Raw genomic sequence first — 11,338 nt, 5'->3', positions numbered from 1 at the left:
TCACTCTTTTTATGTATAATTTTTATTATTGGCTCATTGGTGAAATGGTAGACACAGGAGATTCAAAACCTCCCGCAAGAGATTGCATATCGGTTCAAGTCCGATATGAGCCACCATTTGTTTTTAAAACGCCTTTTTGAATAAAAAAGTTAGTTAGAGTAAAATTTCTCTTTTATTTCTAACTAACTTTTATTTTGAAATTTCTAAAATTTCAACTGAATATTTATCAGGAGCATCCACATCAACTTTTTCACCAACTGAATGATTTAAAACAGCTAAAGCTAATGGTGTTATATTGGAAATTTTTAATTCTTCAGGATTAGCATCCAAAGAACCTACGATTTGTACTTCAATAATATTTCCTTCATTTTCTTTATTTTTTGCTTCAAAAATTCTTAATTTAACTTTTGAACCAACAGAAACTACATTATTTTTTTCAACTTCAACAATTACTTTAGCTTTTGAAATAATATGTTCTAATTCTGTTATTCTTGCTTCAAGTAATCCTTGCTTTTCTCTTGCTGCATCATATTCAGCGTTTTCAGAAAGGTCACCTTGATTTCTAGCATCTTTAATATCTTCAATTACTTTAGGTCTTTCAACATTAATAAGATTGTGTAATTCTTCTTTAAATTGGTTTAAACGCTCTTGTGTTAGTAAAATTTCATTATCGTTTTTTTTCTTCATTTTGCCTCCAATTTATATTCAATTTTACCAAATTAAATAACTATTAATAAAAAAGTATTAGAAATTTTTATATAGTTATGTTTTAAATTTTTATTTTTAACAAATTCTTTGATTTCTTTTGTGAAACTTTTTTTATTTGTTTTCAAAACAAGCATTCTGTTTTCTTTTAATAAAGAAAGCATTTTATCTCATTCAATTTTATCATTAATATTTGCTGTATCTATGAAAACAAAATCTAATGAGCAAGAATCTAAAGAATCAATATTAAAATTATTAATATTCATATTAAATCTCTTTTGCAAGTCATTTATTTTGGAACTGCTTAAAAAGGAATTTAAATTTTGAAGTTGTTTATTAACTACATAAAATAAAAAACCTTTTTCTTCAACAAAAAGTAAATTTTTGTAATTATTTGCATCAATAGTATTCATAAAAAATTCAAATTCTTCTACCATTCACTCTGTAGCATCTTTTATTTCTTCTTGAATTTCTTCTTTAAGAAAATGTTTATTTTCTACTTCGAACTTTTTATTTTCTTCTTTATATTTTTGAATTTCTTTATTTGTATAAATTTTTAAAATAAAATAAATTAAAAATCCTATAAATAAAACAACAAACATAGAAGTAATTAGAATAATTTTTCAAATTTCCATATTATTCCTCTTCTAGTTCATATGAAAGAAATTTAAATATGTCTATTTTAGTATCATTTAAATAGAAATTTTCTTTATTTTCTTCAATGAAATCATCAAAAATATAATTAGCAATATCATATTCATCTTCTTCTAAATTGCTATAAATTCCTTTATCTTCGTCAAATTTCAAAACATTTATAGAGTTTTCTTCATCTAAGAAAAATATTAAATTTTCCCCAACAACATCATTAGAAAACAACATTGTTATTTTTTGGGAAATTTCTTTCCCTGTTTCATCAGTAAACATTAATTCTGTTTTTCTACTTTTATCATTTAAATCTATTTTCATATTATAACCTTATCAAATAATCTTCTAAAATTAGTTGTGCTGCTAATTTATCTTTACTTTTTTTTCTTTTTTTTCTTGATATGCCTGCTGAAATCATTATTTCTTCAGCTTTTTTTGTTGTTTCTCTTTCGTCAATTAAAATCACAGGTAAAAGAAAAGTTTTTTCTAATATGACTTTAAAATTCTCAACCATAATAGTTCTTTCACTTTTGTTTCCTGTCATTTTGAGTGGATAACCTAATACAAATGTATCAATTTCATATTCATTTAAATATTCACTTATTCTTTTAACTACTTTATCAAAATCATTTTCTTCAAACCTAAAATTTTCAAGTCCAGTTGCTAAAATGTTAAATGGATCACTTATTGCAAAACCACATGTTTTAGTTCCTAAGTCTAATGCTAATTTTCTCTTGTTCATTTAATTTTTCAATATAGAAATTATATTTTTCTCTGAATCTAAATTATTTTCTATATTTCCTTGAGCTAAAATTGAACTTCCACCACCAGAACCTTTTACAAATTTTAAAATTTTATTAAATAATTCTTTACAATCTTCTATTTTTGAACTTATAGTTAATAGTAATTTTTCATTTTTTGCAGAACCTAAAATAAATGTTATTTCTGGATTGTTTTCTCTTAAACTAGCTGCTAAATTTTTTATTGTGCTTGCTTCTAAATTTAAATTTATATAATATTTTTTATTATTAATTTCTATTGGGTTTATATCTAAATTTATGTCAATATTTTGTGAAGTTTTAGATATATTTTTAAAATCTTCTCTTGCTTTTTCAATTAATTCATTTACTTTTTTAAGTGTTTCTCTATCTCCGTTATTTTCAAAATCAGTTATTTTATAATTTGGTTCTATTTTTTGAATTTTATGACATAAATTATTATAAATTTCTTGATTCTTATCAATTTCTTGCTCAAAATATTTAGAAATCATTTTATTTGATGTTATAGCTTTAATTCTAAAAATCCCAGTTCCTTTATTTTCTACTGATACAATTTTAAAATCTTCTATTAAACTTGTATTACAAATATGGGTTCCACCACATAAATCGGTAGTAATGTTTTTGAATTCAACAAGTCTAACATTATTTTTATCCATATATTCAGCTTCTTCAAGCGTCATTATAGCATTCATTTTTTCTGCTTCTTTTATAGAAGTTTCTAAATATCTTCTATCAACTGAACTTTTAATGTAAGAAATAACTCTATTCTCGATTTCATCAATTTCTTTTTCTGATGGTTTTTTATCTAATGGGAAATCAAATGTTAATCTATTTTCATTATTATCTGAACCTAACTGCTTAATAAACATTCCATATTGTTCTCTTAATGACTTGAATAATAAGTGAGTACTTGAATGATTTCTTTCTAAATTTACTCTATTATCTTTATCAATAAATAATTCTACCTCTGATTTTTTGTTCAATTTTCCTTTTATAACATGGACATTATTTTGAAACTTATCTTTAAAAACTTCTATTACTTTAACTATGTTGTTATCTTGTTTTATAAATCCTTGATCATGTTTTTGACCACCGCCAGTTGCATAGAAAACAGTTTTATCAAAAATAACATAACTTAAATCTTCATCAGAAGTAAAATCAATTTCTTTTTCAGAAGAAGCTAAAAACTTAATTTTTGCTTTTAATTTACTATTTTCATAACCGACAAATTCAGATATTTTGCCTTTAATTAAATTTAAAGAATTTATAACTTTTTTCATCCCTTGTTTTTTCTCTCCACGAGAAATATCAGCATGTTCCTTTTTATATTTATCAAATTGAGAAATATCAAGTGATACGCCTTTTTCTTGAAGGATTTCTTGAGTTAATTCAATCGGAAATCCATATGTTTCAAATAATTTAAAAGCTACTGAAAAATCAAAATTTCCTTTATTTTTTTCTAATTCTTGATCTAAAAGTTTTTGTCCTTGTTCGATGGTTTGAGAGAATAACATTTCTTCATTTTTTATAATTGTTTCTACTTTTTTAACATCAATTTCATATGGTAAAGTATCTTTAACAATTTGAGTTAATTTATATAAAAAGGTTTTTTCTTTGATTCCAAGTTGTAAACCAGCTCTATAAGATCTTCTAATTAACCTTCTAATTATATAACCACGAGAAACGTTTGATGGTTTTACTCCATCATTTATAGCATTAACAACAGCTCTTATATGATCTGCAATAATTTTAAATTTAATATTAAAAAATTCTACTTCTTTATTTTTAATAAAATAGTTATTTGGATCATATTTATAAGAAGTCATTTTTTCAACTTCTTTAATAATTGGTAAAAATAAGTCTGTATCAAAATTAGTTGGAGCATCTTGTAAAATTGATACCAATCTTTCAAAACCAGCTCCTGTATCAATATTTTTTTGTGCTAACTCAGTATAGTTATTTTCACCATCATTATTAAATTGAGAAAAAACTATATTTCAAATTTCTATATATCTATCATTTTCAATATCTTCTTTTAATAATTCAATCCCTCTTGAATCAAATTTTTCACCTCTATCGAAAAAAATCTCTGTACATGGACCACAAGGACCTGAACCAATATCTCAAAAGTTAGTTTTTCTTGTTCCTTTGATAATATGAGATTCATCAATTCCTAAAGATATTCATTTATTTTTAGTAATTTCATCTTCTTCAAAGTATGTGAAATATAATTTTTTTAAATCAAAATTTAAGCATTTGGTTAAAAATTCATATGCATATTCTATTGCTTCTTCTTTAAAATAATCACCAATTGAAAAATTACCTAACATTTCAAACATTGTATGATGTCTTGTGGTATAACCCACGTTTTCTATATCATTGGTTCTTAGTGATTTTTGAGAGTTAGTTAAACGATTTTTTGGCGGTATTTTCTTTCCTGAAAAATAATCTTTTAAAGTTGCTACACCTGAATTTATTCACAACAAAGAAGGATCATTAACTGGAACTAATGATTTTGTTTCTACAATTAAATGATTTTTTGATTCAAAAAATCTTAATCATTTTTCTCTTATTTCTTTTGATGTTAACATTTTATCTCCTTTATTATAAATAATCAATTTCCTTGTTTTTTCTGTATATTTTGTCTATGATTGCTCCTCCAAGACATTTTTCACCATCGTAAAATACCACTTGTTGCCCAGGAGTTACCGCTTCAGAACCTTGCGGATAAAAAACAGTTATATTTTCTTTATTTTCAGATATTTCTATTGTAACCGGAATATCTTCTTGTCTATATCTGAATTTAGCTGTGATGTTATTTGTATTAAAATCTCAATTATTTAAATTTAAATTTGTTGCTTTTAATTTATCTGATATTAATCATTCTTTTTCCGATGCTGGGGCTACATAAATAATCTTTTTCTCTATATTATGACCCACAACAAAGAAAGGCTCTTTCATACCACCAAGATGTAGCCCTTTTCTTTGTCCTAAAGTATAATACATAGCACCTATATGTTCACCAACAACCTTATTATTTCTTATATCAACAATTTGCCCTGGTTGAGAAGGGATGTAATTTTGCAAGAAATCTTGAAAATTCCTTTCTCCGATAAAGCAAATTCCTGTAGAATCTTTCTTTTTGGCAGTAATTAAACCTAATTTTTCAGCAATACTTCGAACTTCTTTTTTCTCTAAATTTGCAAGTGGAAATAATGTTTTAGAAATTTGAAAATTATTTAATTGTGCTAAAAAATAAGTTTGATCTTTTTCTTTATCCTTTGATCTAAATAAAAAACCATTTTCTGATTTTGCATAATGACCTGTAGCAATAAAATCGCCTTCAAATTCTTGTAAAACAAAATTTAAAAATTTGTCAAATTTTATATATTTATTGCATAAAATATCAGGATTTGGAGTTCTCCCTTTTTTATATTGTTCAATAAAGTCTTGAAAAACATATTCTCAATATTCTTCAATAAAGTCTTTTCTATATATTGGTATATTCAATTTTTTTGCAACTTCTTGAGCATCAGCTCAATCATTTTCTTGTGGACATTGTTCTTGATTATAATCATTGCCTAAAATATCATTATTTATTAATGAATCTCAATTTCTCATAAATACACCAATAACTTCATGACCTTGCTCCTTTAATAAGTGAGCTGCTACCGATGAATCTACTCCACCAGATAATCCTACAATAACTCTTGCCATAATAAACACTATTATAATAAAAAATATTAAATTTAAGCCTATTTTGCTTAAATTTTTATATTTTTAATATTTTTCCCTTTCAAAAATTAAAACTTGATATTTTGATAACTTAATATTATTTTTATTATTTACTTTCAAGTTTGAACTTGAATATTTTAATTTATATTTTTCTAAATTTAAGATTGATCACTTGTTTTTATTTGTTAAATTAATAAGAATTAATATTTCAGTTCTAATAAAATTAATTTTATATTTTAAAATTGAAATGCTTGGAAAATTTAAAGAAATTTTTAAATTTTTAGAACTATCAAAATCGCTAAAAAATAATTTTTTAAATTTTAGTAATTTAATAATTCAATTTCATAAAGACTCTTCATTAGTAAAATTATCATATAAATTATTGCTTTTATAATTTTCAGGTTTTTTGAAATAATTTATTTCATTTTTATTAAATCCAAGCCCTTTATTTCCAAATCAAGCAAAAGATGTATTATTATTTTTAGCACTTAACTTTGATCTAACATTAAAATAAGATTCCGGTGTAACTCCTTTGTATTCTAAAAATCTTTTTCTATAACTAAAATCTTTTTCATTTAGTTCATCTTCGCTTTTGAAGATAATATTTTCCTGACCGATTTCATCTCCTTGAAAAAAATAATTATTATGATTATTTAAAATAAAAACAGAAAAAATCATTTTCTTAAAAGCAAGCATTTCTTCTTTGTCTTTGCAAGCACAAAGTCTAGATGCTATTCTCCCATAAAATTCATTATTCATTACAAAAGAAGTTTTTATATTAGTTTTCAATATTTTTCTAAAAAAAAGAAAGTTTTTTAATCAATTATACTTAGTTAAATAATCATTTGGATATTTTTTGTGAAGTCAGTATTCTGAATAATAATCTAAAAATAATTCATCAAATTTAAAATTTGATAATATATTCGTCTCTAAATTATGTTTATAAAAGGAAAAATCTAAAGAAGCAAAAATTTTAATTTTATTATTAATTAGTTTTATATTTTCAATTAAGTCGTTAATTATAATATGAGAATTTTCATTATAATTAATTTCTGGTTTATTTATATATAAAATATTTTTAAAAACTATGCCATCAATTCCTAATTGATTATAAAAATTAATAATTTCTTTAAATTTTTCTTTTTTTTCAGTTCTTAATCATTCTAAGTCAATAACTTTAGTTACATCTTTTTTCATTATAAACTCAGAAGTTTTACTAATTTCCTGTAAATCTTCTTTATTTTTGCTACTATAAATTGTTTTATAATTGCTAAAATTTTCAAAATATTTATCAGATTTTTTAAAATCAAAAACCATATTTACTTTTATATCTCTAGATTTAAAAATGCTTATCATTTCTTTAAAATCTAAAATATCTCCATAATGGATTTTAATAAATTTTGGATCTTTAATTTCTTCATAGTTATCTAAAATAGAAGGAATGATTATTTCATCGATTCCTAATTCTGAAAAATAGGATACTTTAGAAGATATCCCTTTATAATCCCCAACACCTGAAGATGTTGAATCATAAAATTTTGTATTTAATATTTCATAATAATTTTTTCTTATTTCGCTTCTCATTATAATAATAATTATATTTTAATTTGTTTAAAAATTATAAATAAATTAAAAATGTTTCAAAACCTTCCTTTTCTTGCATTTTTCCTGATTTTATTAAAAAATCTAATTCAGATAATTTTTTAATTATGTTAAAAACATACTTTTCATCTTTTCTATTATTTTTTAAAAATTCTTTTGCTTTTTTAATTCTAAAAGGATGAATTTTTATTTTCTCAGCAAGTTCTTTTTCACTAATTTTTTTATTGTCAAAATGAATAACTTGAAATAAAACATTAAAAAAAGAAAATATTTGACCAATTAAATTATTTATTGAAAAACCTTCAAGTGTTTTTTCTTTATAAACCTTTCAAATTTCCTCTATATTTAAATTTGATAAGGAATTTATTAATGCAAAATCATTGTCTAGATCAGTTAAAAAAACCAATTTTTGAATACTTGTTTTAGTAATTACTGTATTATAAATTAGCAATTTATCAATTTCTTTTGAAATAAACATTAAGTCATTTGGTAAAAGTGATGCTAAATATATTAAATCTAATTCTGAAATTTCTCCCTTTTTAGCTTTTATTATTTTTTTGATATATTCATTTTTTTCTTTAATATCTATTTTATTTAATTCTTTATGGAAAGAATTTGACAATAAAAATTTAAAGAGTGATGAATTTATTATTTTTCTCTCTTTTTTTTCAAAAAAACAACTAAAAATAATTACTTTTTCTTTATTTATTTTTATGGAATTTAATAAATCTATTAATTTATTTACTTCTGGATTTAAAAATAAATCAGTATCTTTTATTACTAAAACTTCTTCATTAATAAAAATGTCTTTAGAATCTATTTTTTCAAGCAATTGATCAAAAGAAATTCCAGAACAAATTGTGATTTTGTGGTTTGGTAATTTGGAAATAATTTTTTTTATTTCTCTATTTATTAAAAACTGTTCATTACCATAAAAAAAATACATTTTTACCCCTTTTCTTTATTTTTTTTAAAATTGATAATATTTAAAATTAAAAAATAATTACAAATAACAATTAATGATATTATAAAAGAAAAATTCAAATTTATATAATATTGATAAGGATAAAATCATTTAATTATATAAATAAATACCAACGAAATAAAGTCCAATATCTCCTTATTTCAAATAAATATAAAGGAAAAAATATAAAGAATTGAAATAATAGGACTGAAAACTACTGAATTTAATATAGATAAAATATTGTAATGTGTTAAATCTACGATGTTTATAATTAAAAAACCAATAATGTTGCTGCTAATTGAAATTAATAAAATATTAAGAAATTTATTTTTTATTTTAAACTCTAAAATAAAAAGAATATTTAAAGTTATTAAAAAAGTTAATATAAATGAGACAGAAAAAATAACATTAATATTTATAATTATAAAAATTAAAGCTATGAATATTAAAATTTCAATTCTATTAAATTTATTTTTCAATAATTTTAAATTTATATAATTAAAAATTATAAAAACAAAAGCACGTACACTTGAAATTGAAAAATCTAAAATCATTAAATAGAAAAAACAAAATAAAAAGAAAAAAATAAAAAGTCAGATTTCTTTAATTTTCAAAAAATTAAAAATTTTCTTAATGAAAATATTTATTAAACCAATATGAAATCCTGAAATAACAAATAGGTGATAAATAGATAAATCTTTAATAATTTTAATTATTTCATTAGATTCATTTGTTTTTTCTCCAATTAAAAGCATTGGAACAATTTTTACATAATTTTCTTTACCACTGAGTATATATTGTTTTATATTATCTAAAAAAGAAAAATTTTTTTCTTGAAAATTTAAATATAAAACTTTTTGAACTTTGTATAAAATATTTTTAGATTTTAAGAATAAATTCCAACTTAATTTTTCACTACTATTTTCAATTTTTACTATTTCTAATTTTGCATTATATAAAGCATTTTCCTGTATATTAGGATAATTAATAAGCACTTTTTGAGATTCAAAATCAAAAAAGAAACTTTTTTTCGATAATTTATAAAATTGAATATTATTTTTTTCAATTACAAAAGTCCTTTTTTCGCTATTTTGACTAAAAAACGAAGTAAAAAAGTAAATAGTAAATAAAATTAAAAAAGTGATATGAAGTTTTGATTTTATGTTTAAAAAATATATAAAAATGATTAAATTAAAAAATAAAAATAAATAATTTAAAAAAGTGAAACTTATTTGAAGAAAAATAATAAATATAATTAATAAAATTAAATCTCAAACTCTTCTTGCAGAATTTTTAGAGTTTTTTCACCTAATCCATTTATTTTTAAAAAATCTTCCCATTTTAGTTTTTCTGTATCTTTATCTTTTAAAAAAAGTATTATTTTTTTTATTATATTCATTCTTATACCAACTTTTTTAAACTCTTCTTCTGTAACTTTATTAATTTTTTTCTTTATTTTATAATCAATAAAAGGAATAAAAATTTTTCTATTTTCAATAATTTTTTCTTCAAGATTTATTTTTTTAATATCTGCATTAGGTTTTAAATTAAATTTAAATAAAACATCTCTTAACTTAACTCCTTTATCAAAAAATAATCCCCCTTGATATGAAACAGCTCCTGAAATTTCTAAAAGAACTTTTTCTTTTTTTAAGAAATTTTTCTTGTTTTGTTGCTTATAAATAAAGAAAGAAACTCCACCAACCAAAACCAAGGAAAAAAGCAACAAGGAAGATATAAAAAATTTTTTTCTTTTCTTAACCATATTAAATATTTCTTTTTTTGAGATAAAAGTCAAAAAAAGGAAAAAAATAGGAAAAATGCTTTTATTTTGCTAAAATAATATAGCATTGGTCAATTGCTGCAAATATATTGTAGAGGAAAGTCCGCGCTAGCACTATCTGAGATGATAGTAGTGTTCATGTTGGATCTAATAAATCCAAGCTTAGACGACAAGTGCCACAGAGACGAGCTTATTAAATTAAGGTGAAACGCGGTAAACTCCATGAGCTAGAAACCCAAATTAAGGTAGGGGAACTTTATTTTTTGAAATGAAAAAAAATAAAGAGGTTTTAAATCTAGATAAATAATTGACACTTTTATAAAGTACAGAACGCGGCTTATAGATGCAAAAAAACCAGTTTTTATTTAACTGGTTTTTCTTTTTGAATATTCACTAATAAGTCGCTTATAAAATTAAAAGAATTTTTTAATAAATAAGGACTTATTTTTCTTATTCCATATATTTCTTGTAAATCTACTAAAATTAATGTTTCATTATTCACAAATGCTTTTTTATAAGAAAAGAGTATTATATTTTTATCTCTTTCAAGTAAATTGGATACAAAACCCTTTAGTGCAAAATCATCATAAAAATTATCAAAAATGATATAAATATCATCATTTATAACATTATTTTCAATTATTACATTTGTATTAGAATTCAATATAATTTCTTTTCTTTTAATTTCAGAATAAAATTTTATAAATTCATTTACATTATAGTTATCTTCTCCTAATTTAAAAAGGTGAAATCTTGAATATTTTTCTAAAACTAAAAATATTTTTTGTAAATTTTTATAATTAGTCATTAATCCTTCAATTAAAAAATCTAAATCATACCCAATTACAGTCTTAAATAAAGCATCTCCAAAAGGATTTTTATCTTTTTCCTTTTGTTTTATATAGTTTTCAGTTACTGTTTTTCTAAATTCTTTATAATTTTCATAACCGATTTTCTTTACATAATGACTTATCGTACATGCTGTATTCATGAAAAATTGTTCAGCAAATTCCATTTGAGTTAATTTACAAAATAACTCAGTGTTATTTTCAATTCAATCTTCCATTTCATGCTCAGTTTTTGATAATCTAACTTCAACTTTATGTTTTACTACCATAATTAAAT

General features: G+C 21.7%; 11 protein-coding genes, 1 tRNA gene and 1 other RNA gene. 2 read left to right on the top strand and 11 right to left on the bottom strand.

Going from position 1 to position 11,338, the window contains the following annotated elements; translation table 4 throughout:
* Positions 1–30: 30 nt before the first annotated feature.
* Positions 31–116, top strand: a tRNA-Leu gene (locus ACXX86_RS00260).
* A 73-nt stretch (positions 117–189) separates the two neighbouring features.
* On the opposite strand, the gene greA is transcribed toward ACXX86_RS00260, so the two are convergent.
* The 10 genes from greA to ACXX86_RS00210 are packed head-to-tail and all read right to left on the bottom strand — an operon-like array spanning position 190 to position 10,195.
* Positions 190–687: a transcription elongation factor GreA gene (greA, locus tag ACXX86_RS00255; protein WP_436359073.1), complete on the bottom strand. Its 498-nt coding sequence runs from the start codon at positions 685–687 to the stop codon at positions 190–192.
* A gap of 32 nt (positions 688–719) precedes the next feature.
* Positions 720–1,340, bottom strand: a complete 621-nt coding sequence (locus tag ACXX86_RS00250) for a BC85_0335 family putative methyltransferase (protein WP_436359072.1) — start codon at positions 1,338–1,340, stop codon at positions 720–722.
* A gap of 1 nt (position 1,341) precedes the next feature.
* Complete coding sequence (locus ACXX86_RS00245) at positions 1,342–1,671, bottom strand: hypothetical protein (RefSeq protein ID WP_436359071.1); 330 nt, start codon at positions 1,669–1,671, stop codon at positions 1,342–1,344.
* Between the two features lies 1 nt (position 1,672).
* A complete protein-coding gene (gene ruvX, locus ACXX86_RS00240; RefSeq protein WP_436359070.1) occupies positions 1,673–2,092 on the bottom strand; it encodes a Holliday junction resolvase RuvX in 420 nt (139 codons plus the stop codon).
* Entirely contained in the window at positions 2,093–4,720 is a 2,628-nt protein-coding gene (alaS, locus tag ACXX86_RS00235; RefSeq protein ID WP_436359069.1) for an alanine--tRNA ligase, read from the bottom strand.
* A gap of 13 nt (positions 4,721–4,733) precedes the next feature.
* The gene (gene mnmA, locus ACXX86_RS00230; RefSeq protein ID WP_436359215.1) at positions 4,734–5,849 is read right to left on the bottom strand and encodes a tRNA 2-thiouridine(34) synthase MnmA; all 1,116 of its coding nucleotides are present in this window, start codon (positions 5,847–5,849) and stop codon (positions 4,734–4,736) included.
* A gap of 60 nt (positions 5,850–5,909) precedes the next feature.
* Entirely contained in the window at positions 5,910–7,448 is a 1,539-nt protein-coding gene (locus ACXX86_RS00225; protein WP_436359068.1) for an alpha-amylase family glycosyl hydrolase, read from the bottom strand.
* A gap of 34 nt (positions 7,449–7,482) precedes the next feature.
* The gene (holA, locus tag ACXX86_RS00220) at positions 7,483–8,412 is read right to left on the bottom strand and encodes a DNA polymerase III subunit delta (RefSeq protein ID WP_436359067.1); all 930 of its coding nucleotides are present in this window, start codon (positions 8,410–8,412) and stop codon (positions 7,483–7,485) included.
* A gap of 2 nt (positions 8,413–8,414) precedes the next feature.
* Positions 8,415–9,770 (bottom strand): MAG0480 family ComEC-like protein, encoded by a 1,356-nt coding sequence (locus ACXX86_RS00215; protein WP_458560481.1) that lies wholly within the window; start codon positions 9,768–9,770, stop codon positions 8,415–8,417.
* Positions 9,695–10,195: an MAG0490 family ComEA-like DNA-binding protein gene (locus ACXX86_RS00210; protein WP_458560480.1), complete on the bottom strand. Its 501-nt coding sequence runs from the start codon at positions 10,193–10,195 to the stop codon at positions 9,695–9,697. Before ACXX86_RS00210 ends, ACXX86_RS00215 begins: the two co-directional genes overlap by 76 nt.
* Positions 10,196–10,276: 81 nt before the next feature.
* Between ACXX86_RS00210 and rnpB the strand changes: the two genes are divergently transcribed.
* An RNA gene (gene rnpB / locus ACXX86_RS00205) (RNase P RNA component class B) lies at positions 10,277–10,558 on the top strand.
* 16 nt (positions 10,559–10,574) lie between these two features.
* On the opposite strand, the gene ACXX86_RS00200 is transcribed toward rnpB, so the two are convergent.
* Positions 10,575–11,330 carry a hypothetical protein gene (locus tag ACXX86_RS00200; protein ID WP_436359063.1) on the bottom strand — a complete coding sequence of 252 codons (756 nt, stop codon included), beginning with the start codon at positions 11,328–11,330 and terminating at the stop codon, positions 10,575–10,577.
* Between the last annotated feature and the right edge of the window lie 8 nt (positions 11,331–11,338).

The organism is Mycoplasma sp. CB776 (assembly GCF_054343395.1).
Note: the sequence above shows the minus strand (reverse complement) of the source record. Positions and strands in the feature narration are given on the sequence as shown.